General features: G+C 67.7%; 25 protein-coding genes. 17 read left to right on the top strand and 8 right to left on the bottom strand.

Going from position 1 to position 25,296, the window contains the following annotated elements; translation table 11 throughout:
• Window positions 1-8 precede the first annotated feature (8 nt).
• Window positions 9-818 (bottom strand): GntR family transcriptional regulator, encoded by an 810-nt coding sequence (locus AB0B25_RS07145; protein ID WP_357175965.1) that lies wholly within the window; start codon window positions 816-818, stop codon window positions 9-11.
• A 242-nt stretch (window positions 819-1,060) separates the two neighbouring features.
• Here AB0B25_RS07145 and AB0B25_RS07140 point away from each other — a divergent pair, with 242 nt between their 5' ends.
• Window positions 1,061-1,492, top strand: coding sequence for a DUF4254 domain-containing protein (locus tag AB0B25_RS07140; protein WP_357073996.1), 432 nt, complete (start codon window positions 1,061-1,063; stop codon window positions 1,490-1,492).
• Between the two features lie 118 nt (window positions 1,493-1,610).
• On the opposite strand, the gene AB0B25_RS07135 is transcribed toward AB0B25_RS07140, so the two are convergent.
• Window positions 1,611-4,280 (bottom strand): AAA family ATPase, encoded by a 2,670-nt coding sequence (locus AB0B25_RS07135; RefSeq protein WP_357175962.1) that lies wholly within the window; start codon window positions 4,278-4,280, stop codon window positions 1,611-1,613.
• Window positions 4,281-4,581: 301 nt separating this feature from the next.
• On the opposite strand from AB0B25_RS07135, the gene infA reads away from it, so the two are divergent.
• The 8 genes from infA to truA all read left to right on the top strand — a co-directional run bounded on the left by infA (window position 4,582) and on the right by truA (window position 9,596).
• Window positions 4,582-4,803 (top strand): translation initiation factor IF-1, encoded by a 222-nt coding sequence (infA, locus tag AB0B25_RS07130; RefSeq protein ID WP_003418601.1) that lies wholly within the window; start codon window positions 4,582-4,584, stop codon window positions 4,801-4,803.
• A gap of 154 nt (window positions 4,804-4,957) precedes the next feature.
• On the top strand, window positions 4,958-5,071 hold the full coding sequence (gene rpmJ, locus AB0B25_RS07125; RefSeq protein ID WP_011207363.1) for a 50S ribosomal protein L36: 114 nt from the start codon (window positions 4,958-4,960) through the stop codon (window positions 5,069-5,071).
• A 247-nt stretch (window positions 5,072-5,318) separates the two neighbouring features.
• A complete protein-coding gene (gene rpsM / locus AB0B25_RS07120; protein WP_357073993.1) occupies window positions 5,319-5,690 on the top strand; it encodes a 30S ribosomal protein S13 in 372 nt (123 codons plus the stop codon).
• Between the two features lie 9 nt (window positions 5,691-5,699).
• Window positions 5,700-6,113, top strand: a complete 414-nt coding sequence (rpsK, locus tag AB0B25_RS07115) for a 30S ribosomal protein S11 (protein ID WP_014981768.1) — start codon at window positions 5,700-5,702, stop codon at window positions 6,111-6,113.
• A gap of 20 nt (window positions 6,114-6,133) precedes the next feature.
• The gene (gene rpsD / locus AB0B25_RS07110; RefSeq protein WP_357175958.1) at window positions 6,134-6,739 is read left to right on the top strand and encodes a 30S ribosomal protein S4; all 606 of its coding nucleotides are present in this window, start codon (window positions 6,134-6,136) and stop codon (window positions 6,737-6,739) included.
• Between the two features lie 165 nt (window positions 6,740-6,904).
• Window positions 6,905-7,963 (top strand): DNA-directed RNA polymerase subunit alpha, encoded by a 1,059-nt coding sequence (locus tag AB0B25_RS07105; RefSeq protein ID WP_357073987.1) that lies wholly within the window; start codon window positions 6,905-6,907, stop codon window positions 7,961-7,963.
• A 122-nt stretch (window positions 7,964-8,085) separates the two neighbouring features.
• Window positions 8,086-8,607 carry a 50S ribosomal protein L17 gene (gene rplQ / locus AB0B25_RS07100; RefSeq protein WP_357175955.1) on the top strand — a complete coding sequence of 174 codons (522 nt, stop codon included), beginning with the start codon at window positions 8,086-8,088 and terminating at the stop codon, window positions 8,605-8,607.
• Window positions 8,608-8,741: 134 nt separating this feature from the next.
• On the top strand, window positions 8,742-9,596 hold the full coding sequence (gene truA, locus AB0B25_RS07095) for a tRNA pseudouridine(38-40) synthase TruA (protein ID WP_357176034.1): 855 nt from the start codon (window positions 8,742-8,744) through the stop codon (window positions 9,594-9,596).
• A 102-nt stretch (window positions 9,597-9,698) separates the two neighbouring features.
• Here the strand turns inward: truA and AB0B25_RS07090 are convergent, their stop codons facing one another.
• Complete coding sequence (locus AB0B25_RS07090) at window positions 9,699-10,139, bottom strand: Hsp20/alpha crystallin family protein (RefSeq protein WP_357175952.1); 441 nt, start codon at window positions 10,137-10,139, stop codon at window positions 9,699-9,701.
• Window positions 10,140-10,368: 229 nt separating this feature from the next.
• Here AB0B25_RS07090 and AB0B25_RS07085 point away from each other — a divergent pair, with 229 nt between their 5' ends.
• From AB0B25_RS07085 to AB0B25_RS07065, 5 genes are all read left to right on the top strand, one after another.
• On the top strand, window positions 10,369-11,202 hold the full coding sequence (locus tag AB0B25_RS07085; RefSeq protein ID WP_357176033.1) for an LLM class F420-dependent oxidoreductase: 834 nt from the start codon (window positions 10,369-10,371) through the stop codon (window positions 11,200-11,202).
• Window positions 11,203-11,387: 185 nt separating this feature from the next.
• Window positions 11,388-12,785 carry an MFS transporter gene (locus AB0B25_RS07080; RefSeq protein ID WP_357175949.1) on the top strand — a complete coding sequence of 466 codons (1,398 nt, stop codon included), beginning with the start codon at window positions 11,388-11,390 and terminating at the stop codon, window positions 12,783-12,785.
• 46 nt (window positions 12,786-12,831) lie between these two features.
• Window positions 12,832-13,491, top strand: a complete 660-nt coding sequence (locus AB0B25_RS07075) for a response regulator transcription factor (protein WP_357175947.1) — start codon at window positions 12,832-12,834, stop codon at window positions 13,489-13,491.
• A gap of 34 nt (window positions 13,492-13,525) precedes the next feature.
• A complete protein-coding gene (locus tag AB0B25_RS07070; RefSeq protein WP_357175944.1) occupies window positions 13,526-14,944 on the top strand; it encodes a HAMP domain-containing sensor histidine kinase in 1,419 nt (472 codons plus the stop codon).
• Window positions 14,941-15,876: a TAXI family TRAP transporter solute-binding subunit gene (locus AB0B25_RS07065; protein WP_357175941.1), complete on the top strand. Its 936-nt coding sequence runs from the start codon at window positions 14,941-14,943 to the stop codon at window positions 15,874-15,876. Before AB0B25_RS07070 ends, AB0B25_RS07065 begins: the two co-directional genes overlap by 4 nt.
• 41 nt (window positions 15,877-15,917) lie before the next feature.
• On the opposite strand, the gene AB0B25_RS07060 is transcribed toward AB0B25_RS07065, so the two are convergent.
• On the bottom strand, window positions 15,918-16,226 hold the full coding sequence (locus AB0B25_RS07060; RefSeq protein WP_357073968.1) for a metal-sensitive transcriptional regulator: 309 nt from the start codon (window positions 16,224-16,226) through the stop codon (window positions 15,918-15,920).
• A gap of 255 nt (window positions 16,227-16,481) precedes the next feature.
• Here AB0B25_RS07060 and AB0B25_RS07055 point away from each other — a divergent pair, with 255 nt between their 5' ends.
• On the top strand, window positions 16,482-17,291 hold the full coding sequence (locus AB0B25_RS07055; protein WP_357175938.1) for an S-methyl-5'-thioadenosine phosphorylase: 810 nt from the start codon (window positions 16,482-16,484) through the stop codon (window positions 17,289-17,291).
• 90 nt (window positions 17,292-17,381) lie between these two features.
• On the opposite strand, the gene AB0B25_RS07050 is transcribed toward AB0B25_RS07055, so the two are convergent.
• On the bottom strand, window positions 17,382-18,146 hold the full coding sequence (locus AB0B25_RS07050) for an SDR family NAD(P)-dependent oxidoreductase (RefSeq protein WP_357175935.1): 765 nt from the start codon (window positions 18,144-18,146) through the stop codon (window positions 17,382-17,384).
• A gap of 216 nt (window positions 18,147-18,362) precedes the next feature.
• Between AB0B25_RS07050 and AB0B25_RS07045 the strand changes: the two genes are divergently transcribed.
• Window positions 18,363-18,923: an NAD(P)H-dependent oxidoreductase gene (locus AB0B25_RS07045; protein ID WP_357175932.1), complete on the top strand. Its 561-nt coding sequence runs from the start codon at window positions 18,363-18,365 to the stop codon at window positions 18,921-18,923.
• A gap of 7 nt (window positions 18,924-18,930) precedes the next feature.
• On the opposite strand, the gene eccE is transcribed toward AB0B25_RS07045, so the two are convergent.
• A complete protein-coding gene (gene eccE, locus AB0B25_RS07040) occupies window positions 18,931-20,577 on the bottom strand; it encodes a type VII secretion protein EccE (protein WP_357175929.1) in 1,647 nt (548 codons plus the stop codon).
• 112 nt (window positions 20,578-20,689) lie between these two features.
• Between eccE and eccB the strand changes: the two genes are divergently transcribed.
• The gene (gene eccB, locus AB0B25_RS07035; RefSeq protein ID WP_357175926.1) at window positions 20,690-22,171 is read left to right on the top strand and encodes a type VII secretion protein EccB; all 1,482 of its coding nucleotides are present in this window, start codon (window positions 20,690-20,692) and stop codon (window positions 22,169-22,171) included.
• A gap of 133 nt (window positions 22,172-22,304) precedes the next feature.
• On the opposite strand, the gene mycP is transcribed toward eccB, so the two are convergent.
• Together mycP and eccD are read right to left on the bottom strand one after the other, a co-directional pair.
• Complete coding sequence (gene mycP / locus AB0B25_RS07030; RefSeq protein ID WP_357175923.1) at window positions 22,305-23,714, bottom strand: type VII secretion-associated serine protease mycosin; 1,410 nt, start codon at window positions 23,712-23,714, stop codon at window positions 22,305-22,307.
• Window positions 23,711-25,288 (bottom strand): type VII secretion integral membrane protein EccD, encoded by a 1,578-nt coding sequence (eccD, locus tag AB0B25_RS07025; protein WP_357175921.1) that lies wholly within the window; start codon window positions 25,286-25,288, stop codon window positions 23,711-23,713. The genes mycP and eccD overlap by 4 nt, the downstream gene beginning before the upstream one ends.
• Window positions 25,289-25,296 lie beyond the last annotated feature (8 nt).

Genomic DNA, 25,296 nt, shown 5'->3' with positions numbered 1-25,296 from the left:
TAGGGTGGTCATGGCAGCGAGACACCCGGTGCGGATGACGAGTCGAGCGTGTTCCGGATAAGGGTGGTGCCCTCGTCGTCGCCGAGTTCGTAGGCGAGCCGGTTGCCGGTGGCGATCGACCGGTGCCGGGTGGCTCGGGTGACCCGTTCGTGGTTGGCGCCGATCCGGAGGTGGTCCAGCAGGATGGTGCCGGTGGCGACATCGAGGACGACGGCTTCTTCCGCGCTGGCCGGATGCGCCGCCAGCGTGTCGCGGTATGCGGTCTCCGCGTGACCGCGGTCGGCCAGGCGGCGCGTCGTCCCCTCGGGGATGTCGTGCGGGGAATCGATTCCGGTGGCCTCGGCCAGGTCCCGCGGGTAGAAGCTGACTTCCCACGACCACGGCTCGTTGTCCAGGTATTGGACGACGGTGCGCGCCAGCACCCAGGAGTGCAGCGGGAGGCCGAGCCACAGCGCCACCTCCGGGCCGGCCGGCTCCATCTTCGCGCTGAACTCCTTGGTCGGTTCGCGTCCCGCCGCCTTGGCTATCTCTTCGAAGATGTCGTGCGCGGACCTCGGTCGGTCGGGCCGAAGAGGATCGGTGACCACCGATTCCAGCACTTCTTGGTTTCGAACGATCGTCCCGCGGGAAGTAGCTGTGTAGACCAGATTCTCGGTCACCAAGACGTGGATCGCGTTGCGGGCGGTGGTAATCGAGACCTGCATCTGATCGGCTAGTTCGGCATGACTCGGCAGTCGGTCGCCGGGCTTCCATCTGGCTGCGCGGATCTCCTCGCGGAGGAGGTCTGCGATCCGGTGATACATCGGACCGTCCGGCATCGTGCTCCTCGGTAGGTCGGGCAGGTAACGAAGAGTGTTCTCTTCGTGACTCCCTACGGCCGGGTAACGCTTGACAGGTGCCTTCAGAGGTTTATTGTAATGAACGTCCTGATCCGGTGTTGTGCGGCGATGAACGGCGAGGCAACGTGGCAGGTTCGGATACAACAGTTGTAATGGCTCCCCCCGGCACACCGAGGTGTGTCGGTTCTTTTGTACAGTCTTCGGCACCCGGACTAGTTCCCATGTCCGACTTACTCGTTCGGGCGTGTCGTGGGCATCGTGTCGTCGGCGGTCCGCTGTTGTGGTTTGCCCGGGACCTGGCCGTATTGCATGAACGTCGGCTGGTCGGCCGCGGCGGGTCGGTGGACACCGCGCTGTCGGTAGTTCGCGAAATCGAACGCCGCAGGGCCGAATTGGTCATGGCGATCGACGACTGGGTGGTGCGCGGCGTGCCGCAGCATCGGCTGGGCGCGACTCTGCACACCGAGACGGTGGGTGCGGTGATCGACCGCCTGGCGGAGTCGTCGGTGCGCGCGCATCACGCGTTGATGACCCTGGATGCGCACGACGAGTTGCTGCACAGTGCCTGGCATCGTCTTGCCGAACTCGCGGACGCCTACGACGATCTGGTGCGCGATGTCATGGCGGGTCGAAGACGACTTCCGGAGTGGTGAACCGGTGACTCGGCGTCAGCGCCGCGGTGCGAGACGCCGAGTCGTCGGACGATACTCGATCGAATCCTTCTGACAGCACAGGTCGTCGGACGGGCTACGGGTCGCGGTACGTAGCGTGTTACGGGCGATAGCGGCGGTGGTCCGTGGCGAAATCGTCTGCGACGGTCGCGGCCAGCTCGACGTACGCCCGTTTGGTCTGCTTGTGCAGCCGGTGCAGGTCGATCTCGGCGCCCTCGGACATATGCGCGTCGAACGGGATGATGTGCACGGCCCGGCAGCGGGTCAGGAAGTACTCCCGCAGCTGCTGGATGCCGACGTTCGGCGACCCGGCCTGCGGCGAGTTGATCACCACCACCGCATTGCGCACCAGGTGATCGTGTCCGTGCAGCGACAGCCAGTCCAAAGTCGCCGCGGCACTGCGTGCCCCGTCGATCGCGGGCGAGGAGATCAGCACCAGCGAGTGGGCCAGGTCGAGGACGCCCGACATCGCCGAGTGCATCAATCCGGTGCCGCAGTCGGTCAGGATGATGTTGTAGAACCGCTGCAGGATGCGGGCCACCGCGCGGTACTCCTCCTCGCTGAACGCCTCCGAGGCGGCCGGATCGCGTTCGCTGGCAAGCACTTCCAGTCGGGTGGTGGACTGCGAGGTGTGCCTGCGCACATCCGAATATCGCTGGATGGACGGGTCGAGTAGCAAGTCGCGCACGGTGGATCTGGTTTGCAGCGATACCCGCTGCGACAGCGTGCCGAAGTCCGGGTTGGCGTCCACCGCGATAACCCGGTCACCCCGGATGGACGCGAAGGTGGAGCCGATACCCATGGTCGTGGTGGTCTTTCCGACGCCACCCTTGAGCGAGAGCACCGCGATCCGATAGTCACCCCGGACCGGCTGCCGGATCCGTGCGACCAACTCCTGCAGCCTGAGTTCCTCAGCGGACATGCCGGGGTTGATCGCGCCGCCGGAGACGTGGTGCACCGCCTTGCGCCACCCGCTACCCGGCGCCCGCTTGACCCGCCGCATCGGGACGTTGTCCAGCGAAGGCTGCTGGTATGGCGCGCCCGGTGGGTTGTCCGGCTGCTGTGCGGGCGGTGGTGCGAATCCCGGCCGATTGCCCCACGGCGTGCTGTTCGCCGCCGGAGTGGGTGGCGGATAGTTCTGCGGCTGCGGTCGAGGTTGCTCGCCGGGTGCTCGGGTGTGCGCCGTCGCCTGGCCGGAGTTCTCCCACCCGCGGGGAGCGCCCTGCTCGGCGGCGTTTCGCGATTGACCGGCAGCCTCGCCGACCGGGGCCTCGTCGATGAATTGGGCAGGGCGGCCGCTGGATTCGGTCGGCCCCGCGATCGGATGATCGGCGCCGATCCGGGACGGATCGGGGCGGCCGCGCGGGGGAGCAGGTTCGCCGCCCGGCGCCTGGCCGCCCGCGAAATGCGGTAGGTGCCCGGTGTGTTCGCGGACGGGGTGGCCCGGAACGTGCGGCCCGGGCTGTGGGTGGCCCGGATGCGGTCGAGCTGGATCGGCCTGCTGCTGGTCGAAGTTCGGCGTCTGACCGCCTGCCGCCTGGGAACCTGACCGCTCGCCGGGCTCGGCGGGCTGCCGGTGTCGTCCGCCGGCGACAGGCCGTGCCGAGCCGGAGTTCGGCGCCGCGCCGGGGGGCCATGGCCGCTCTACCGATGTCGTGCGGTCATCCGAGGCGGGGGCAAGGTCGGAACCTGGCCTACCGGGCTGGTCGGCGGCCTGCTCGGGGACGGGCCGGATCGGCCCCGAGTCGGTGCGAACGATCCGGCGGGTCGGACCGTCGGCGTCGGGTGGCGGAACCTGTCGTTCGTCGAGCGACGGCGCACCGTTGTGCCTGCGCTCGTCTGGCGCGGGCGGGTCGGGCAGTGGCGGGAGGCGGCGCGGCGTGTCCGTTGTCGCCACTGGCGCTGCGGGGCCAGGGCTCGGCGCGGCGAGCCACGGCGGCGGACTGTGGGGATCCGCTACGGCGGGACCGCTCGTGGATGTGGCAGCAAGCCCCGTCGGTGCGGGGGATCGACTCGGTTCGTTCCCCGGCGCGGCGAGGATTTCCGCCGTCGACGGCGCGGACCGCTCCACAGGAGTCTGCCCGGTGCGCCCGTCGATCGGGGGACGCGCACCCACCGCCTCCGCCGGTTCGGCGAAACCCTGCGGTATCGACGGTCCGGTCCCCGTATCGCTCGGCGCCTGGCCAGGTCGCTCACCGCTCACCTGTGCTGGCGAGTCGACGAGGGGTGACGGCGGCAGATCCGGCCTGCGGGCCTGGTGTGGCGTCGCCTGATCGTTCGACGTCGGCTGCTCGGCGGGCTTGCTGCCCAGCGGTTGGAACCCACGGGAAGGCTGCGCGGGGTTTCGGGTCGGCAGGCCGGGCTGCGGGACGTCGGTGCGCGGGGGTGCGTCCTGCCAGGAATTGTCCGGACGCGGCGGCGCCTGCTCGGGAGCCGGTGGCGGCCACGCGTCGTGCGGTCGTTGGTCCCACCGCAGTGCTTCCGGCCCGGGCAGGCGGGCCCGGCCACGCTCGTTCGGACGCTGCTGTTCGGACTGCTCGTCTTGCTTGTCCCGGCGCCAGCCTTTGCGGCGCTTCTCCGGGCGCGGGGCTTCGGTCCGGCCGGCTTCCGGTGCCCGGCCCCTGAACCGTCCGCGTTTGCGCGGGGATATCTCCTCGATGAGCTCGTCATGCGGAAGGTTCTGTACCGGGGCTTCGTAGCCGACCTGTGTGACTTCGCTCTCCGATAGCCACGGTGGCAGCATGGGGAGGCCGTCGTTATCGCGGCTCACGCATCCCCCTTGATCTGCTCGACCCATTACCTGGACAGCGGTCAGTTTACGCGACAACGGGAGCCGTCCGTGGCGGAGGATCGGACCCCCGCCAGATGTGGGAAGGCTGCCGCGAAACGCCTGTCGGCGCGGGTATATAGGGAGGCGTTTTTGCCCGATCCGAGGCGGGTCGGTAAGCTGGGTCGGCGGTGCACCTACGCGCCGACTGTTTGCGTGCGATCGGTTGCTGCCAGCGATCGATTCATCCAAGCAGAAACACGACAAACAAACCAGGTTGAGCGTAACCGGGATCGCGGAGGACATGGCGAAGAAGGACGGGGCCATCGAGGTCGAGGGTCGAGTTGTCGAGCCGCTGCCCAATGCGATGTTCCGGATCGAGCTCGAGAACGGGCACAAAGTTCTCGCGCACATCAGCGGGAAGATGCGGCAGCACTACATTCGTATCCTCCCCGAGGACCGTGTGGTCGTCGAGCTCTCGCCCTACGACCTGTCGCGTGGCCGGATCGTTTACCGATACAAGTGATCGCGCGCTCGGCGCGGTCCGTTCGGTGCGTTTCGGCCGTAGTCCCGGCATTCGCCGGGACCGAGTCGAAAGACTCACCACAGAGACTTCCCCAGTCGCCGACTGGGGAAAACCTGTGTTCACACCTGTGTGAACCACAACAGATTGGACGGACGTGAAGGTTCAGCCGAGCGTCAAGAAGATCTGCGAGAAGTGCAAGGTGATCCGCCGTCACGGCCGGGTCATGGTGATCTGCGACAACCTGCGCCACAAGCAGCGCCAGGGCTGAGCGGAAGCGGGGGAAACCTCGCTGCACAGCGCCGGAGGCTTGCCGAAGGCGTCGCTCGACGCACCACCAGCCAAGCACCGAACCGCAGTTCGGATTGGCACAGAAGAACTCCCAGCACCAGCCGCACGCTGCCGAAAACAGGGTTCGCCCCTGGCGTGCGCGCCTACCACCGGTTCGGAGGCCGGTGCCCCATAAGACGAGGGGACGGACTGGGAGCAGACCTCCGCAACAGTAAGGAAACTGCCACATGGCACGTCTCATGGGCGTTGACCTCCCGCGCGAAAAGCGCATGGAGATCGCGCTGACCTACATTTTCGGCATCGGCCGTACCCGCTCCAAGGAGATCCTCGCGGCGACCGGCGTCAGCCCGGACCTGCGCTCGAAGGACCTCAGCGACGAGCAGGTCACGCAGCTGCGTGACTACATCGAGGGTTCGTCCCTCAAGGTCGAGGGTGACCTGCGCCGCGAGGTGCAGGCCGACATCCGTCGCAAGATCGAGATCGGCTGCTACCAGGGGCTGCGCCACCGTCGTGGACTGCCCGTGCGTGGCCAGCGCACCAAGACCAACGCGCGCACCCGCAAGGGCCCGAAGCGCACCGTCGCCGGCAAGAAGAAGTAGGGATAACCGATGCCTCCGAAGTCACGGGCCTCCGGCCCCAAGAAGACCCAGAAGTCGCGTCGCCGGGAAAAGAAGAACGTTCCGCACGGCCACGCGCACATCAAGAGCACGTTCAACAACACGATCGTGTCGATCACCGACCCCAACGGCAACGTCATCTCGTGGGCGTCGTCGGGCCACGTCGGCTTCAAGGGGTCGCGCAAGTCGACCCCGTTCGCCGCGCAGCTCGCCGCCGAGAACGCTGCCCGCAAGGCGCAGGAGAACGGCGTCAAGAAGGTGGATGTGTTCGTCAAGGGCCCGGGTTCGGGCCGCGAGACGGCGATCCGCTCGCTGCAGGCCGCCGGCCTCGAGGTGGGCACGATCTCCGATGTCACCCCGCAGCCGCACAACGGCTGCCGTCCGCCCAAGCGGCGTCGCGTCTAGCGGGAAAGGAATAGCGAAAAATGGCTCGTTATACAGGCCCTATCACCCGCAAGTCGCGTCGTCTGCGTGTCGACCTCGTCGGAGGCGACCAGGCGTTCGAGCGCCGTCCCTACCCGCCCGGCCAGCACGGCCGCGCGCGGATCAAGGAGAGCGAGTACCTGCTGCAGCTGCAGGAGAAGCAGAAGGCTCGCTTCTCCTACGGCGTGATGGAGAAGCAGTTCCGCCGGTACTACGAAGAGGCCAACCGCCTCAAGGGCAAGACCGGTGACAACCTGCTGCGTCTGCTGGAGACCCGCCTGGACAACGTGGTGTACCGCGCTGGTCTGGCCCGTACCCGCAGGCAGGCCCGTCAGCTGGTCAGCCACGGCCACTTCCTGGTGAACAACAAGAAGGTCGACGTTCCCAGCTACCAGGTCACCCAGTACGACATCATCGATGTCAAGGAGAAGTCGCTGGGCACCCTGCCGTTCCAGGTGGCCCGGGAGACCGTCGGTGACCGTCCGGTTCCCGGCTGGCTGCAGGTGATCCCGGGCCGGCTGCGGATCCTGGTGCACCAGGTGCCCGAGCGCGCCCAGATCGATGTGCCGCTGCAGGAACAGCTGATCGTCGAGTACTACTCGAAGTAAGTGCGTGTGTGCCGGCCCGCGGGATACCGAGGGCGGCGCACATAATGGACTGCTGGTGCGTGATCGTCCAGCGCCGACGGCTGCTCGTCGGTCGCTCGGGCGGTCACGCACAACCCCTGAGACGAGGCGTCAAATAGCGGGCGCCCAAAAAGGAGGATGATCCTAATGCTGATTTCACAGCGTCCGACGCTGACCGAAGAGGTCGTCGCGGAGAACCGCTCGAAGTTCACCATCGAACCGCTCGAGCCGGGTTTCGGTTACACGCTCGGCAACTCGCTGCGGCGTACCCTGCTGTCCTCGATTCCGGGGGCCGCGGTGACGAGCATTCGTATCGACGGCGTGCTGCACGAGTTCACCACCGTGCCCGGTGTGAAGGAGGATGTCACCGACATCATCCTGAACCTCAAGGGTCTGGTCGTGTCCTCGGAGGAGGACGAGCCGGTCACGATGTACGTGCGCAAGCAGGGGCCGGGCACCGTCACCGCCGGTGACATCGTCCCGCCGACCGGCGTTGTCGTGCACAACCCGGACATGCACATCGCGACCCTGAACGACAAGGGCAAGTTGGAGATCGAGCTCGTCGTCGAGCGCGGTCGCGGTTATGTCCCCGCCGTGCAGAACAAGGCCTCCGGCGCGGAAATCGGCCGGATCCCGGTGGATTCGATCTACTCGCCGGTGCTGAAGGTGACCTACAAGGTCGAGGCCACCCGTGTCGAGCAGCGCACCGACTTCGACCGGCTCATCCTGGACGTGGAGACCAAGAACTCCATCAGCGCGCGGGACGCGCTCGCCTCGGCGGGCAAGACCCTGGTCGAGCTCTTCGGCCTGGCCCGCGAGCTGAACGTCGAAGCCGAAGGCATCGAGATCGGCCCCTCGCCGGCCGAGGCGGACCACATCGCCTCGTTCGGTCTGCCGATCGAGGACCTGGACCTCACCGTCCGGTCCTACAACTGCCTCAAGCGCGAGGGTGTGCACACGGTGGGCGAGCTGGTCGCCCGCACCGAGTCGGACCTGCTGGACATCCGTAACTTCGGCCAGAAGTCCATCGACGAGGTCAAGGTCAAGCTGCACGCGCTCGGCCTCTCGCTCAAGGACAGCCCGGCGTCGTTCGACCCGTCCAGTGTGGTGGGTTATGACGCGAGCACCGGGACGTGGAGTGACAACGGCACGTTCAGTGACACCGATGGCGGCGAGCAGGACTACGCCGAAACCGAACAGCTCTAGGCCGTCGGGGTAGGCGCCCCGGACCGGCCGCACACCGCGGCGTGCGCGCCGAGCCCGCAGGCGGTAGCGGAGCGTGACCACGCCAGGGCCCGGGAGCGGCCCGAATACAAGGAGAACCAACAATGCCCAAGCCCAAGAAGGGTGCCCGCTTCGGCGGGTCGGCGTCGCACCAGAAGGCGATCTACGCCAATCTGGCCACGGCGCTCTTCGAGCACGGCCGGATCACCACCACCGAGGCCAAGGCCAAGGCCGTGCGTCCTTACGCGGAGAAGCTGATCACCAAGGCGAAGGGCGGCACGCTGGCCGACCGTCGCGAGGTGCTCAAAGTGATCCGCAACAAGGACGTCGTGCATGAACTCTTCGCGGAGATCGGCCCGTCGTTCGAGGGACGCGAGGGTGGCTACACCCGCATCACCAAGACGCTGCCCCGCAAGGGTGACAACGCGCCGATGGCGATCATCGAACTGGTCCGGGAGAAGACCGTGACCAACGAGGCCGATCGCGCTCGTCGTGTCGCCGCGTCGAAGAAGGTCGAGCAGGCTCCGGCCGCCGAGGTAGTCGAGGAGCAGGCCGACGAGGCCGTCGCCGAGACCACCGAGACTCCGGATGCCGACGGGGCCGCCGAGTACAAGAAGGACGCCTGACGCCTCGCGTCGTAGTTCTCGAACGAGCCCGCCGCCCCGCACTGGGTCGGCGGGCTTGTTCGTTTCACTAGGAGACCAGTGTGACCGTGCGGGATTCGTCGGGGTCGACGTCGACCGAGCCGCGCTCTGTGACGATGGAGGCTTTCGCGGCCGGCGCGCCGGCGACATCGGTGCGCGTCCGGCTCGATATCGGCTACGACGGCACCGATTTTCTCGGGTGGGCGCGTCAGCCCGAGCTGCGGACGGTGCAGGGGGTGTTGGAGGAGTCGCTGAGCAAGGTGTTCCGCGAGCCGATCCAGTTGACTGTCGCGGGGCGCACCGACGCGGGCGTGCACGCCGAGGGACAGGTCGCGCATTTCGACACGACCGCCGAACTGGACGCCGACCAGCTGATCCGGCGGATGGCGCGGTTCCTGCCGAAGGATGTGCGGATCAAGCACGCACGCCTCGCGCCGCCCGAGTTCGACGCCAGGTTCTCCGCCATCCGACGCCACTATGCCTATCGGTTGACCACCGCCCGCTACGGCGCCGAGCCGTTGCAGGCGGGCAGCGTGGTCGCCTGCCGATCCGATGTCGACGTGGACGCGATGCGTGCGGCGTCGCGAAAGCTGTTGGGGCTGCATAATTTCGCCGCGTTCTGCCGAAGAAGGGAGGGCGCGACCACGGTCCGCGAACTCCAGCGCTTCGACTGGGCGCGCGATGGTGACCTGCTGACCGCCTACGTCAGCGCTGACGCGTTCTGCTGGTCGATGGTCCGCAGCCTGGTCGGCGCGGTGCTGGCGGTGGGAGAGGGCCGCCGGACCCCGGAGTGGGTGGGCGACCTGTTGCACGAGACCGAGCGGTCCAGTGCGGTGTCCGTCGCCCCTGCCTACGGCCTCAGTCTGATCGGCGTGGACTACCCCGCCGATGACGAACTCGCCGCCCGCAATGCGCAGACGCGCGAAATGCGATCGATCCCGGTGTCGGACGGTCGTTGCTGTGGTGACTGATCAGCCGATGCCGTCCGATGCCGAGACGTAGCAGCCCTATTCGGTTGTCCGACCTGTGCGAGCGGCGTGTGATGTGTGCACAGGTGCGTGGAGCGCGGCGGTTCAGCTCGACTGCGCCTTGATCTTCTTCGGTTGGGATTCCCCGGAGATTTCGATGCGGCGCGGCTTGGCGCGGGCCGCGATGGGGATCGTCACCGACAGCACGCCGTTGTTGTAAGTCGCGCTGATCTTGTCGACGTCGGCGTTCTCACCGAGGGACAACTGGCGCATGTAGGTGCCGGCGAAGCGTTCCGAGGCGATCCACTGGACACCCTCCTCGCTGGGGGCCGTGCGCTGCGCGCGCAGGGTGAGCGTGCCGTTGTCCACGCTGACCTCGACCGAGTGCGGATCGACACCGGGTAGGTCGGCGTTGAGGACGTAATGATCTCCGGTTTTGAACAAATCCATCGGCATGAAGCGTGGTGCACGAGCGGATCCGGTGGCTTCGCCGAGGAGCTGGCGGGCGACGGTATCGATGTCATGGAACGGATCGAACCTCAGCACAACAATCACCTCCATTGAGCTAGTGGTGACGCCCTGCCACGGCGGCGGGCGCCGATAGCTGTGCAGAGGTCACGTTACTCTCGGGCCGAAAGCGCCGACACCCTCCGAAAATGTCGGAAAATCCCCGAAAATCCCAGAAAATCCCAGAAAATCTCGAAACCTCCGAGGCCAGCGCCGCGACGCACGCGGGCACGGAATAGCCGCACGCGTGCCCGCGTTGCGACCGAACATGGCATTCGACAGTCTTGGACGGTTCGGAGTGTGGCGGTCCTACACCGGGTTCACCCCGGAGGAGGCGCGGGAGTACGAGCAGCTGGGCTACGGCACGCTGTGGCTGGGTGGCTCTCCACCGGCGGATCTGCCGGTGGTCGAATCGCTGCTGGCGGCGACCGAGACGATCACCGTAGCGACCAGCATCGTGAACATCTGGGCCGCGCCCGCGAAGGAGGTCGCCGAGTCGTTCCATCGCATCGAGGCAGGCTTCCCCGGCCGGTTCCTCCTCGGCGTCGGCGCCGGGCATCCCGAACATACCGGCGAGTACCGCAAACCCTACGACGCGCTGGTCGAGTATCTCGACGAACTCGACGCCGCGGGCGTCCCCACGCAGCGTCGTGCGGTGGCCGCGCTCGGCCCGCGTGTGCTGAAGTTGGCCGCCGAGCGGTCCGCGGGAGCGTTGCCCTATTACGTGCCGTCGGCGCACACGGCGCAGGCTCGCGCGACGATCGGCCCGAACGCCTTGCTGGCTACGGAGAACAAAGTCGTACTGACCGACGACACGAGCGAGGCGCACAGCATCGCCGACGGCACCGTCGGCTTCTACCTCGGTCTGACGAACTACGTGTCGAACCTGCGCCGGTTCGGCTTCACCGACGCCGACCTCAGCATGCCGCCCAGCGACCGACTGTTCGACGCCGTCGTCGCGCACGGCACGCCGGAGCAGGTGGTCGCCCGGCTGACCGAGCATCTGGACGCCGGTGCCGACCATGTCGGACTGCAGGTTCTCGGCGACGACTACCTCGCGGCGCTGCGCACCCTCGCGCCGTTGCTCGCCGCGCGTTCCTGATCATCGTCATGAGTAGTCCGGCCCTCGGCGTCAGCCGGGGGCCGGACCCGTTTCCGCACGCCGGAGCGTTGTCCACAATCGTCCTAAGGGACTGTTAGGAAGCGAGCCGAACCATTCCGCGGGGCCTGTGACTGCCGACACACTGATCTGCGACGACGCGATGAGGCGTCGAAGAAGGAGATCTTGTGACTACGACGACTACGACACAGCCTGCCGGCGAGCGCCGAGTGGTCGCGAATGTTTTGCGTGGATCCATCGGCAACCTGGTCGAGTGGTACGACTGGTATGTCTACGCCGCGTTCAGCGTGTATTTCGCGAAGACATTTTTCCCCAAGGACGATCCGACGGCGCAATTGCTGTCCACCGCCGCGGTATTCGCGGTCGGCTTCCTGATGCGCCCGATCGGCGGCTGGGCGCTGGGTAGGTACGCGGACCGGTTCGGTCGCCGCTCGGCGCTGACCTTGTCGGTGACCGTGATGGCGGCGGGTTCGTTGCTGATCGCGGTGACGCCCGGATATCAGACCATCGGCTTGGCCGCGCCCGCCCTGCTGCTGATCGCCCGGTTGCTGCAGGGTCTTTCGGTCGGCGGGGAGTACGCCACCAGCGCGACGTATCTGTCCGAGGTGGCCTCGGCGGGTCGGCGCGGGTTCTACTCCAGCTTCCAGTACGTGACTTTGGTCGCGGGCCAGCTTGTCGCGCTCGGTGTGCAGATCGTGCTGCAACAGTTCCTCGACTCGGCCCAGATGAACAACTGGGGTTGGCGGATTCCGTTCGTGATCGGCGCGGCCGGTGCGCTGGTCGTGATGTGGCTGCGGCGTGGCATGGACGAGTCCGAGCAGTTCCGGGCCGAATCGAAGCGGTCCTCGACCGAGAGCACCGCCGACGCGGCGACCGCCGTCACACCGGCCTCGCGTGGTTCGCTGCGGATCCTGTTGCAGTACCCCCGTGAATGTCTGCTGGTGATCGGGCTGACGCTGGGCGGAACCGTCGCCTTCTACACGTACACGACGTATATGCAGAAGTTCATGATCAACACTTCGGGTATCTCCAAGTCGACCGTCGCGTGGATCAACTTCATCGCGCTACTGGTCTTCGTGGTGCTGCAACCGGTGGCAGGCGCACTCTCGGATCGGGTCGGCCGGCGTAAGCTGCTGATCTTCTTCGGCGTGGCGGGCACCCTGTTGACCGTGCCGATCATGACCGTGCTCGCGGACACCACCAATCCGGTGGCCGCGTGGGGCCTGATGATGGTGGCGCTGGTGATTATCACCGGGTACACCTCGATCAACGCGATCGTGAAGGCCGAGTTGTTCCCGACCAAGATTCGCGCGCTCGGGGTCGGTCTGCCCTATGCCCTGACCGTTGCCCTCTTCGGGGGGACAGCGGAGACGATCGCGCTGGCGCTGAAGAAGGGCGGCCACGAGTCGCTGTATTTCTGGTATGTCGCGGGATGCATCGCGGTCTCGCTGGTCACCTACTACTTCATGCGGGAGACCTCGACGGCGTCGACGATCGACGAGGAATCCGGCTCCGGCGTCGCGGCGGCCGGGCCGGGGCAGCCGCTGGCCACCGTGCGTGACTGATCGACCGGCACACGGGCCGATCCGCCCGCTGTGGGAGGATCGGCGCGTGCGGCTTGCGGTGGTCGAGGACGACGACGGCGTGGGCGACGCGCTGGTCGAGGCGCTCATCGCCCGTGGTTACCGCGCCGAACGCAAGCGTCGCGGTGCGGATCTGCTGATCGCCCATCGCGACTACGACGCGGTGATCCTCGACCTCGGACTGCCCGACGGTGACGGTTTGCAGGTGTTGCGCAGGCTGCGTGAAGTGAGCGCGGTGCCGGTGCTGATCCTGACCGCGCGCAGCGACGAACGCTCGATCGTGCGCGGCCTCCGCGGTGGCGCCGACGACTACCTGGTGAAGCCGCCGCGGATCGCGGAGTTGGTGGCGCGGCTCGAGACGGTGACCCGGCGCGTGGCCGCCGCGGCGCACGCGGTGCGGTCGGTGGTGGTCACCGGTGACGTGCGGGTAGACCTGGGCGCCCGGGTGGTCGAGGTGGCCGGCGCGCCGGTGACGCTGACGCAGAAGGAATTCGAGCTGGTCGAGGCGCTGGTGGAACGGCCGGGCGCCGCGGTGAGCCGCCAGCAACTGATGGACCGGATCTGGGGTGACGCCTTCGTCGCGGTCTCGCGCTCACTGGACGTGCACATGACCGGTTTGCGGGCCAAGCTGAATCGGCCGGGGCTGATCACCACCATCCGCGGCTACGGATATCGGTGGGGGCAGTGAGCGTGGTGGGCGTCGGGCGGCCCGGAGGTGCGCGATGCGCCGCCGCCTGCTGGTAGCGCTGACGGTTTTCGCGGCGATCGCTGTGTTGGCGTTCGCGGTTCCGCTGTCGCTGACCATCGCGACCAGCCGCACCCAGCAGTTGGTACTGGCCCGCTCCGGCGATGCCGACCGGTTCGCCAATCTCGCCGACGCCGCCGTCAGCGGAGGGGACAGTCGGGCGCTGGCCGACGAGGTGAACCGGTATCACGAGCTGTATGGCGAGAACGTGCTCGTGGTCGATGCCAGGGGAGCCACGGCGGTGAACGCGGGGGCTGACGGAACCGATCCGGATATCGTCGCGGCGGTGGCGGCCGCGCGCCGCAACCAGCGTCCGCACGCGGTAGCCAAGCTGACGCCATGGGGTGCGCGGACCATGCTCGTCGCCCGGCCGGTCGGCACCGGAGTGCAGGTCAACGGCGCCGTGGTGATCGAGGCGTCGACGGCCCGAGCTCGCGGCGACATCACGCGGGACTGGGCGATCATCGCGGTCGGCGGGATGGTCGCGATGACGCTGTTCATGGTGCTGGCGGTGACGCTCAGCCGTTGGGTACTGCGGCCGCTCGCGGCGCTCTCGCACGCCGTCGCGCAGTTGACCGCGACGCTGCCGAAGCCGCGCGCGGACACTGTCGCGCCGGTATCCCTCGCGGGTAGGCACGGCGGACCGCCGGAGATGCGGGCCCTCGCCGAGTCTTTCGACGCCATGGCTCTCGCCGTCGCGGATTCGGCGGACGCGCAACGTCAGCTCGTCGCCGACACCGCGCACGCGATGCGCAATCCGCTGGCTGCCTTGACGATTCGCCTGGACTCGTTGGAACCCTCGATCCCGCGGAGCGCCGCGAGCACGTTCCGCGGTGCGGGGGCCGAGGTCGACCGCTTGACCGCGCTGCTCGACGGGCTGCTCAGTCTCGCGGTTGCCGAGACGCCCGCCGCGTTCGACCGCACCCGAATCGCCGACGCGCACTGCGACGCCGTGCAAGTGGTCGCGGACCGGTTCGACGCCTGGTGTTCGGCCTTCGTGGCGGCCGACCAGGAATTGCGCGTCGCGTCGCCGTCGCCCGCGCGCGCCGAAGTCGCGGTCTCGGCCGAGGTGCTCGCGCAGATTCTCGATGTCCCGCTCAGCAACGCGACGCGCTACGCGGGTCCTCGCGCGCGCACCGAACTGGCCGTCGTGACCGAACCCGGCTGGGTTGTGCTGAGCGTTCATGACGACGGCGCGGGTGTGCGCTCCGACGAGATCGATAAGCTCACCACCCGTTTCTTTCGCGGTTCGGCGGCGCGCGCAGGGGGCTCCGGGCTCGGACTGCCGATCGCCGCGGCGCTCGCGCAGGCGCGCGGCGGCACTCTCACGGTCCACGCGGAGCGTCCACACGGACTCGCGGTTCTGGTCCGACTACCCGCGGCGGTGGCCGGATGACGCGCCGCGAACTGCCCGGGCGTCGCGGTCTCGGTCGGCGCGGATTCCTCGCGCTCGCCGCCGCCGCGGGGATCGCGGGATGTGGTCCGCGCGGCGCCGCGAGCACGGTGCGACTGGCCTCCGGCGAGGTCGGCGGTTTCTATCACGCATTCGCGGGGTTGCTCGGCCTCGCCGCGGCCGACGACGGCGACGTCCGGATCGAACGAGTCACCACCGCGGGTTCTCAGGCCAACCTGACGCTGTTGGCCCACGGTGAGGTGGATGCCGCACTCGCGCTTTCGGATTCGGTGCTCGACAGCACCGATCGGGTGTCGGCGCTGGGGCGTGTGTATGAGAACTACCTGCAGTTGGTCGTGCGCTCCGAGAGTCCGATCGGTGCGGTCGCGGACCTGCGCGGGGCACGGGTGAGTCTGGGGGCGGAAGGGTCGGGGGCGGCGTTGACCGGCGAACGGATCCTGCGTGTCGCGGGGCTCGATCCCGCGGGCGATGTGGCGATCTCGCATCGGCCGTTGCGCGGGGCGGTGGCCGCATTGGCGAACGGCGAGGCGGACGCGTTGCTGTGGGCGGGCGGTGTGCCGACGGCGCTGCTGGAGGTGCCGAGCCGGATGCGGTTGGTGGACATGGGCGACCTGACCGTGCCGATGCGGGAGCGGTTCGGGCCGGTGTACGACCGCGTCACGATCCCCGCCGATGCCTATCCCGGTGGCGTCGCGGTCCACACCATCGGTGTCGCGAATCTGCTACTGGCCGCTACGACCATGCCCGCGGAGGTGGCCGCGTCGATCGTGGAACTTCTGGTGTGGCAGGCGGATTCGCTGGTTCCCGCCGAGGCCGCGGGCACCCAGTTCCTCGACGGTCGCTCCTTGATCAGCACCGGGTCGATCCCGCTGCATCCCGGCGCGGCCGAGGTCTATCGCCGATGGCACGGTTGACCGGTGACGCGCGCCATTCGCGGCCTCAGCGCGCCGGTCGGTCAGGAACGGACCAGGCGGGCGATCGCTTCGGTGGCTTCCTTGATCTTCGCATCGGCCCCGGGGCCGCCCGCGACCGCCGCGTCCACCACACAGTGGCTGATGTGGTCCTCGAGCAGCCCCATCGCGACCGCCTGCAATGCCTTGGTCATCGCGGACACCTGGGTGAGGATGTCGATGCAGTACTTCTCTTCCTCCACCATCCGCTGCAGGCCGCGTGCCTGCCCCTCGATGCGGCGTAGTCGTTTGAGGTAGTCGTCCTTGGCGGTGATGTAGCCGTGCGCCGCATGGTCGTGGGGGGTGGCGGTCACCGGTGTCTCCTCGCTGCCTGCCGGTCTGCGGGCGGACCGGATTAATACCCCCCTAGGGTACATCTACCGGGAAGAAATGTCAGGTCAGGACACCCCTGATCAACGGTGCGGCCATCGACCATCGGCCCGATGCGGATAGGCGACACGCTCCGCCGGGTAGAACGCCGGCATCCGGTCATCATGGTCCATGCCGCCTCCGAGCGTCATGGCGGTCCCCGCGATGCGGCGGAGGCCGCGGGGCGCGACAATTGCCGCATGAGTTCGCACACTCGCCCAGCGCTGGCCGTCATCGGTGGCAGCGGCTTCTACGACTTCTTCGACAACGAGGCGACGACTGTCGAGGTCGAGACTCCCTACGGAACGCCGAGCGCGCCCATCGCGATCGGGGAGGTGGCGGGTAGGCCGGTGGCCTTCCTGCCCAGACACGGCAAGAACCACGAATACGCGCCGCACACCCTGCCGTACCGGGCCAACCTGTGGGCGTTGCGCTCGCTCGGCGTACGGCGGATCTTCGCGCCGTGCGCGGTCGGCAGCCTGCGCGCGGACTGGGGCCCCGGCACCGTCGTCGTGCCGGACCAGTTGGTCGACCGGACATCAGGGCGTCCGCAGACCTATTTCGACGGCGGCGGCATCCACGTCTCGTTCGCCGACCCGTACTGCGACGAGTTGCGCGCTGCCGTCGTGAAGGCCGAGTCCGACGCGCTGCCGATGATGTCCGCGGGCACCATGGTGGTCGTCGAGGGACCGCGCTTCTCCACGCGCGCCGAGAGCCGTTGGTTCGCCGCGCAGGGTTGGGACCTGGTGAACATGACCGGACATCCCGAGGCTGTGCTCGCTCGCGAACTCGAAATGTGCTATGCCGCAGTAGCTTTGGTGACGGATCTGGATGCGGGCCTGGAGGACGGTGCGGGTGTGCACGCGGTCGACGTCTTCGCCGAGTTCAAGCGCAATCTCGCGCCGTTCAAGGAACTCATCCGCGGTGCGGTGGGCGCGGTCGACGGCGCGGAAGCCTGTGACCGGTGCCGCGTCCACGCGGAAGTGTCGCTGCCGTTCGAGTTGCCCTGACCCCTGAGGCGGACGCCGGTTGTCGCGGGAGCGGTGAACGGGTCGCTCACCGCTTTCCGCGCCCAGGTGTCGGCGGACTCGCGCACGGCCTCACCAGGCCGTCGCGCCTCCGTCCACGGGGTAGTTGGTGCCGGTGATGTACGACGCCCGGTCAGAGGCGAGGAAGGCGGCGAGTTCGACGATCTCCTCGGGTCGAGCGAAGCGCTTGAGCAGCGTCTTGGCGGTGATCGCGTCGCGGGCCGCCTGATCGTCACCCAGGTCGCGGTCGCTGAGCGGTGTGAGCGTGGGTCCCGGGCTGATCGCCACCGCCCGAATCCCGTGCGGTGCTCCTTCGAGGGCGAACTGTCGCGTCATGCCGATGATGCCGGCGTTCGCCGCGCTGTGTCCGACCATCGGCGGAACGCTGCCGCCGATCATGCCCGCGACGGACGCGACGTTGATGATGACGCCGCCGCCGCGCCGGACCAGGTGCGGCCACGCCGACTTCGACACGAAGAAGGGGATGCCGAGTTCGCCGGTCACGGTCACCCGCCAGTCGTCGACCGAGTAGTCGGGTATCGGGCCGAACCGGATGACGGCGGCGTTGTTGTGGATGACGTCGAGCCCGCCGTACGCGCCCGCCGCCTCGTCGACGGCCTGCTGGACCTGATCGGGGTCGGTGAGGTCGACCGGCGCGAGGCTCACCATATCGCCGCCGGCCCCGCGGACGAGCGCCACCGTCTCGTCGTTGGTCTCGGGCCTGATGTCGATGCCGACGATCCGTGCGCCTTCCCGCGCGAAGACCAGCGCCGCCGCGCGGCCGAGACCGCTTCCACTTCCCGTGATCAGTACGACCTTGTCGTCCAGCATTCCCATGGCAGTTCTCCTTGTCCTTCTGTGGCAGAGCCCGCTCCACCTCCTCGGGTATTTGACATATCAATCAAGTGGCTTTTTCTTTTATTCCGATAACAAACGGCCAGGCGGGGTGAGGCATTTCACCCCGCCCGGCCAAAAGCGATGCCCATGGCGGGGCGGCGTCGTCCCATAGCCGGGGTACGCCGCAGGCGATCCGCCCGGGGTTAGGCTTCCGCGGTGGACACCCCGTTGCGGCTAGAGGTCATCGTGGCCAGCGTGCGTCCGGACCGGTTCGCGCCGGTGGTCGCGGACTGGTTTCTGCGGACCGTGCGTGCGAGTTCTGAATTCGATACGGGCGTTATCGATCTCGCCCACATCACACTGCCGGTCGATCTCACCGAGACCGACGAGACCGCGGGCTACCGTGCGCGGCTGGCCGCCGCCGATGCCTTCGTCGCCGTCACGTCCGAGTACAACCACGGTTATCCGGCGTCGCTGAAGACCGCGTTCGATACCGCGAAACACGAATGGCGGGCCAAGCCGATCGGCTTCGTGTCCTACGGCGGCCTCTCCGGGGGGTTGCGGGCGGTGGAGCAACTGCGTCAGGTCGTCGCCGAGATCCATATGGTCTCGGTCCGCGAAACGGTCAGTTTCCACCAGGCCAAGAAGCGGTTCGACGCTGCGGGGGAGACCAGCGATGGCGCGGCGATCGACGCCGCCGCCCGCCTGATCCGGCAGTTGGCCTGGTGGGCGCGCGCGATGCGGGCCGCTCGCGCCGCCGACCCGTACCCGGGCTAGCGCCGCGCTACTGGCTCGCCATGGCGCGCTGGCCGCGCGGCTGCCCGATGTAGGTGGCCTCGCGTGGGATGGACACCAGCGTCAGGTCGACCTGGGTGGTTCCGGTGCGCAGGACGACGTGGTTGCCGATCGCACCGGGCTGCAGGATAGCCAGGTCGGGGCGGGTCGCGGGCCAGCCCATCGGGTCGCCCGTCACGTAGATGGTGGTCACGCCCGCGTGCGGTGCGGGCGCGAGCACCCCGTCGACCATCGTCGCGGTGAACTCGGCGTCGGACTGATAGGTTTCGACCGCGATGGTCAGCCGCTCCGGGTTGCCGATCGTGGTGACCAGGTTCTCCCATGCCTCCGCCCGATCGGTGCGGATCAGGATTCGCTCGCCGACCGCGAGCGCACGGAACACCAGCTGCTGCGCCAAATACAACTCGCCCGCGACGTACACCGTCGAAATGCCCGCACCGACGATGCGCACGGCGACACCGTTCCCCTCGGCGTCCGAGCCGATCAGCTGGCCGCACCCGGAGGAGGGCAGGTGTATGTCGTCGATCACGTCGATCGGACGCTCGTCCAGCGGGATGATGTCGTCCAGACCGGGCACGGAGATCGGCAGATGGGCGAGCAAGCCGTCGCGGTGGCGGCCGTTCATCGAGACCATGCCCGCCGCGAACTCGTTGCGCTCCGGGAGCTCACGCGCGGTGAGTCGCCATGCGGCGCCGATGCGCACCGACTCGGCGGAACTGCCCGGGCGCAACCGCACCGCCACCGTGGTGCCGCGGGACGGGGCCACCCACAGTTGCGCGAGGAGGTCGGAGTGCAGCAGTTTCGGGTCCACGGCACTACCGATATTCACGCTATTGCCGATTTCGGCGTAGCGCCAGCGATGTTCGAGCGTGCGGACACTGATGCCCTCGGTGATCTGCAGAACGGCCTTTTCGATCTCGGGTTCGGTCAGAATGCGGGCATTGCAGTCGGCGTCCTCGAGCGTTCGCATAATGCGCTGGGTCGCGATGGTGACCGCCCGCTCGGCGCCTTCGGCCCCGCCGCCGCGGCGCGCCGCGGCTTCCGGACAGGCCACCGCGTCGAAACCGATCGCGAGCCACACCGTGCGGTGCGCGGTGGCGGGCAGCGGACCGAGCAGGGATTCGTAGATCTGGCCCGCGGGCGTGCCGGAGCGACTGCGATGCCCGTGGCTGATGATGTCGATGCCGCTGAGCAGGATGTCGTGCTGGTTCAGACAATTCGCCAGTTCCGGCAGCGGAAGCAGATGTGAGGCGTGCACCGTGCCGCGCGCGATCCTGGTCAGTCCGCCGGGCGGCGGGAGCACCTCGACCACCGTCACCACTCGGCTGCCGTCCCGGAACAGGCCGAGCGACCGCCCGTCCGGGCCGCGGAAGTTGGCGGTGCCGCCGATCTTGTACTGCTGCCGAGTGACATAGCGCCACCAGGTCGTGATCCAGTCCAGCGGTGTGCGTTTGGCGACGGGTACGAGCGGAATCAGCGTCATGACCACCGCTGTGCCGAGCGCGGGCGCCGCCGGGACACCGACGAACAATGCGATCAACCCGGCGATCAGCCCAATAGTCTGTGCCGTCACCAGATTTCGCATCGAGATCCGTCCGAGGAGCGGACTTGGCCCCGCTCCGGCCGATTCCGCCATCGTCGTCCCCCAAGTACCCGGTGTCGGCCGGTGCGCAGTGGCCGAGTGAACAAGAGTCCACGGGAACTGTACTGTGTTCGGCGAACGTGAGCACGGTTCGGGGGAGGGAATAATGCCTTCAAAGCCCACTACACGCTGGCAGGTGAGCGGCTACCGCTTTCTGGTCCGGCGGATGGAGCACGCCTTGGTGCGCCGGGACGTGCGAATGCTGCACGACCCCATGCGTTCCCAGTCCCGCGCGTATGCCGCGGGACTCGTCCTGGCTTGCGTCGCCCTCGCCGGCTGCGGCGTGCTCGCGCTGCTGCGCCCGCAGGACAAGATCGATGACAAGAAGATCCTGATCGGGAAGGATTCCGGGGCGGTCTACGCGGTGCTCGACGACGTGGTGCACCCGGCGCTCAACCTCGCCTCGGCTCGCCTCGCCGTGGGGGAGGCGGCCGAGCCCGCGATCGTGAAGGAATCGGAACTGGGGACGAAGCCGCGCGGTCAATTGATCGGCATTCCGGGCGCTCCCGGCTCGCTGCACTTCGACAAGGAAGGAAAGGGGCGAACTTGGACGGTGTGCGACACCATACAGCTCGACGGCACCGAGAAGATCACCACCTCGGTACTGATCGGCGGCGTAGAACTCGGAGCCAAGGCGTCGACGATGGGCTCGGGCAATGCCCTGTTCGTGAAGGGCAAGGACGCCAACTACCTCATTTACGACAACAAGCGCGCTCGGATCGATATGAACAGCAACGCCGTGACCGAGGCGTTGGGCGTCCGCAATGTGACACCGCGGCCGATCAGCGAAGGTCTGCTCAACGCGATTCCCGAAGTGCACCGGATCGAGGTGCCGCAGATCGATGATCGCGGCGGGCGTCCCAGCTACCAGATAGGTGACCACAGGATCGGCGAAGTGGTGCAAGAGGCCGGGACCAAGCAGTACTACGTGGTGCTGCACGACGGCCGGCAGGAGATCTCTCAGCTGACCGCGAACATCATCCTCAACTCCGACCCGGACGCGGGTCGTAATCCCACGATCAACCAGTACGAGAAGAGCAATGCGCAGCCATCGACGACCATGGCGGTGCAGGATTATCCGGCCACCGCGCCGTCGCTGGTACAGATTAAGGACCGGCCCGCCAGCTGTCTGTCGTGGAAGCCGATCGCGGCGGCGGCGGGCAGTGGTGGCAATCGTGCCGAGCTTTCCGTGATCACCGGCGTGGGACTGCCGATGCCTGACGACGCTCGCCTGGTGTCGCTGGCTCAGGCCGATGGTGACGGCCCGAACGTGGATTCGGTGTACTTCAAGCCAGGTTCCGGCGCATTCGTTCAGGGCACCGGCGTCGAGCCGGACAGCCAGCGCAAGGACAGCCTGTTCTATGTCGCCGACACCGGCGTCCGGTATGGCATCAAGGATGCCGAGGCAGTCGAAGCGCTTGGCATGAGTTCGGATTCGGGAGTGAAGCAGCCGGAAGCGGCTCCGTGGCCCATCGTCGGCCTGCTCGCTGCCGGCCCGCGTCTCAGCCGCCAGGACGCGATGGTCGCCCACGACGGCGTTGCGCCGGATGCGCACCCCGCTAAAACTCTTGTGGATGACCATAATTGAACGGGCGAGCCATCTTGATCGAAGAGTCCCCAGGCGGCACGGCATGATCACGAGGGCCGGTCTTGTACCCGCTAACGATCGGGCGACACAGCGAAGCAGTTGCATACGATCGAAATCGTGTGGCTCGGGATTCTCACTCGTCGTCGTGGACACCGAATCGGCGGCGGATCGGGAAGGAAGCGAGCATACCCAGGACGAGTAGCGCTGCGACGCAACCGCTCCCGATCAACGCCACATTGCGGGCGCGATGGTCCGGCGCCGGCGCTGGCTGCGGGATGGGCAGTGCGACACTCTTGGCTGAGCCGGGTCGCTTCGGCGGCAGTTCTTTCGGTATTTCGGCGGTCAAGGCGGCGATCGGATCGATAGCGCCGTAGCCGACATAGGGGTTCCAGCCTTCGGCTGGGGAGTGCGCGGTGGCTTGAATTCGCTGGATGACCTCGAGGGCGCTGAGTTCGGGGAATCGAGCGCGGACCAGGGCGGCCACACCCGATACATAAGGTGCCGCGAAGCTCGTTCCCTTGAGCGACGGTGGCTGCTGGCTGTCGTTTTTGCCGATGATGGTGCCGGTTCCGCGCGGATCGAGCGAGACGACGTCCTCGCCGGGTGCGGCCACGCCGACCCACGGCCCTGGAACGGTGAATGTCGACGGTGCCCCGTTCTGGTCGATCGACCCGACGCTGAGGACGTAATCGTCGAAACGAGCGGGCGTGACGTTGGTGGTCAGGTTGTTCCACGGGTCGCTCATAGGTTTCAGCGGGTCGATACCCGGGTTGCTCGGCTTGCAGTTGTCATTGGTGTTTCCCGCCGCGGCCACTACGACGACATCTTTCTCCAGGGTGGCGTAACGCACTGCGGCGCCGACCATGCCGTCGTTCATGTTCTGGGCCGCGGGTACACACGAGACCAAGGAGATGTTGATGACCGAAGCGCCTCGGTCGGCGGCCCGCCGGATCGCGGAGGCGAGCGCCTCGACTCTGCCGTACCCTCTCGGTGGGTCCTCCGCCCTCTTGTCCTGTCGGCCAGGGACCTCGTACAACGCGCTGGTCTGGCGAATAGACAGGATCCGCGCCTCCGGCGCGACACCGTGAAACCCCTGCCCCGCTACCTCTTTCGCGGCGATGATGCCTGCGACGAGCGTGCCGTGCGCATCGCAGTCCTCGCTGACACCGTCGCCGCCTTCCGCCACGAAGTCACCGCCCGCTTCCAGATCGGGCAGGCGTGGATGACGGACGACGCCCGTGTCGATGACCGCAACGAGCTGGCCTTCCCCGCGAGAGAAATCCCAGGCACGGCGTAGGTCGAGTGCTCGCTGCGGAGCGGGTTCGGCGGGACCGTCTCCGCCGGACTGGGTTTGGTAGCAGGGCGAGTTGGCCGGGTGCTCGGTCTTGTCGAGCGGCCGAGCCGGATCACCCGCCGGCAGATTCGCCGGGTCGACCGGCGGCGGCCGATCGGCATTCGCGATGCTCTGGCTCGCCCCCATCCCGAAGGACATGCTCAGCGACAGCACCGCCGCGGCCGCGCCGGTGCGCAGGGTCCGGTTCACAGCCCGCGGACGAGCGCGTAGAGGTCGGCGACCCAGAATGCCAGTGGCAGTACGGCGGCGACGAACCCGTACTCGAGCAGTTCGATGCCGCGACGCATCGGCGGGGTGGCCGACTGGTTCGGGACGATGATGCCGAGGATCAGCGCCGCGACCACGGCGACCATCGCCGCGCCGAACACGGTGAGCGGTTGCGCCAGCACGAAGCCGACCCCCACCAACATGATCAGCGCGATCGCCGAGCCGCCCGCGATGAGCACCACGGCCTGTTCCGCGCCCGCGTAGGTGCGGCTGCGGAACATCAGCACCACCGCGCAGACCGAGGCGAGCGCTACGCCCGGCCAATACGGGCCGTCGGCGGTCGGGTCGGTGGCCGACAGTGCGCCGATCGCGGTGACCAGCGTCGTCGCGGCGACCAGACCGGCCAGGTACTTGCGGGCGCGCTCGGACTTCATCCGCAGCACATCCATGGTCGGCAGCGCGCGGTGGTCGTCCGGGTCGTCCTCGGTCGGGTCGATCGGCGTGCCGGGCGAAGGAACCGGTGGCAGCGGCAGTTTCGCGAGCAGCATGGCGACTCGCGGCGCCAGCGAGAGGCCGCCGAGTCCGAGTGCCGCGGCGCCCGCGCCGATCGCCCGCTCCGGCTGGTCGGTGAGTAGACCGATCAGAGCTGCGGGGACCACATAGGTCGCGAGTGCGGTCGCGCCGATGAAGAGCGCGAGGCCGACACCGGTGACACGCCACGCCAGGACCGCGGTCGCGCCCGCCAGTACCGACCCGAGCAGAACGTGCGCCCAGCCGTAATGATCGGGTACGTAGAGCATGCCCGCGCTGAATGCGGCGGGCAGCGCGCAGCCGCCGAGCACCAATGCGGTGTCGGAGTCGTCGTACATTCTGCTCAGCACCATCGCGGCGGCCACGAGAAGGATCGCGACCGCGAGCGCTATCGAGCCGCCCACCCCGATCGGTAGCGACTCGGGTGACAGCAGCAGGCCGAGACAGCCGACGATCATGGTGACCGCCGCGAGCACCGAGCCGGTGATCCGCGCGACCTTCGGTGTCCAGCTGCGGTAGTGGTTGATGTCGGCGATCGCGACGTTGTACATGATGTCGTCGAACAGTGGCGTCGGCGCCGTGTGCGACGCGCTCTCCAACATCAACAACTCGCCGTCGCGAACGCCGTGCTCGCCCAGACTCAGTGAGTTGGAGAATGGGGGATGGCCGATACGAGCGAGCACCCATTCGGCGGGCTCGAAGCGCTCGCCGTCGTTGTCGAAGTCGTTCGTCCGACTGTGCTGGGCGACCATATCGACGACGCTCGGAATCACCAGCGCGACCGGCACATCGACCGGGATCGCCATGTCGACCTGGGTGTGTTTGGCCAGAATCGTCACCCGGGCCAGATCGGGTGCACGGACGATGCCGCGCGAGGATTCATCGTCGATGTGGTCAAGGCGCGCGTGCGTCAAGATTCCCCCAACTCGGTCTTCTACCTCGTTATTCCGCGAGCCCACCGGCCGAGGGAGGAGGTTGCGCACCCACGGTTCGGACAGCAGAATGCTGGTCGAACTGTACGACATGTCGGTGA

The sequence above is a fragment of the Nocardia sp. NPDC049190 genome (assembly GCF_040648115.1).
In the GTDB taxonomy this organism is placed as follows: domain Bacteria; phylum Actinomycetota; class Actinomycetes; order Mycobacteriales; family Mycobacteriaceae; genus Nocardia.
This window is presented reverse-complemented; position numbering and strand designations above follow the sequence as displayed.

Bases quoted from the DNA above. Each gene is read 5' to 3' on its own strand.
- rpsM (WP_357073993.1), top strand. From the start codon at position 5,319: ATGGCACGTCTCATGGGCGTTGACCTCCCGCGCGAAAAGCGCATGGAG.
- truA (WP_357176034.1), top strand. From the start codon at position 8,742: ATGGAGGCTTTCGCGGCCGGCGCGCCGGCGACATCGGTGCGCGTCCGG.
- infA (WP_003418601.1), top strand. From the start codon at position 4,582: ATGGCGAAGAAGGACGGGGCCATCGAGGTCGAGGGTCGAGTTGTCGAG.
- eccE (WP_357175929.1), bottom strand. From the start codon at position 20,577: ATGGCGGAATCGGCCGGAGCGGGGCCAAGTCCGCTCCTCGGACGGATC.
- AB0B25_RS07070 (WP_357175944.1), top strand. From the start codon at position 13,526: ATGCGCCGCCGCCTGCTGGTAGCGCTGACGGTTTTCGCGGCGATCGCT.
- AB0B25_RS07050 (WP_357175935.1), bottom strand. From the start codon at position 18,146: ATGGGAATGCTGGACGACAAGGTCGTACTGATCACGGGAAGTGGAAGC.
- eccD (WP_357175921.1), bottom strand. From the start codon at position 25,288: ATGTCGTACAGTTCGACCAGCATTCTGCTGTCCGAACCGTGGGTGCGC.
- AB0B25_RS07145 (WP_357175965.1), bottom strand. From the start codon at position 818: ATGCCGGACGGTCCGATGTATCACCGGATCGCAGACCTCCTCCGCGAG.
- rpsD (WP_357175958.1), top strand. From the start codon at position 6,134: ATGGCTCGTTATACAGGCCCTATCACCCGCAAGTCGCGTCGTCTGCGT.
- AB0B25_RS07065 (WP_357175941.1), top strand. From the start codon at position 14,941: ATGACGCGCCGCGAACTGCCCGGGCGTCGCGGTCTCGGTCGGCGCGGA.
- AB0B25_RS07140 (WP_357073996.1), top strand. From the start codon at position 1,061: ATGTCCGACTTACTCGTTCGGGCGTGTCGTGGGCATCGTGTCGTCGGC.
- AB0B25_RS07105 (WP_357073987.1), top strand. From the start codon at position 6,905: ATGCTGATTTCACAGCGTCCGACGCTGACCGAAGAGGTCGTCGCGGAG.
- eccB (WP_357175926.1), top strand. From the start codon at position 20,690: ATGCCTTCAAAGCCCACTACACGCTGGCAGGTGAGCGGCTACCGCTTT.
- AB0B25_RS07055 (WP_357175938.1), top strand. From the start codon at position 16,482: ATGAGTTCGCACACTCGCCCAGCGCTGGCCGTCATCGGTGGCAGCGGC.
- rpsK (WP_014981768.1), top strand. From the start codon at position 5,700: ATGCCTCCGAAGTCACGGGCCTCCGGCCCCAAGAAGACCCAGAAGTCG.
- AB0B25_RS07085 (WP_357176033.1), top strand. From the start codon at position 10,369: ATGGCATTCGACAGTCTTGGACGGTTCGGAGTGTGGCGGTCCTACACC.
- rplQ (WP_357175955.1), top strand. From the start codon at position 8,086: ATGCCCAAGCCCAAGAAGGGTGCCCGCTTCGGCGGGTCGGCGTCGCAC.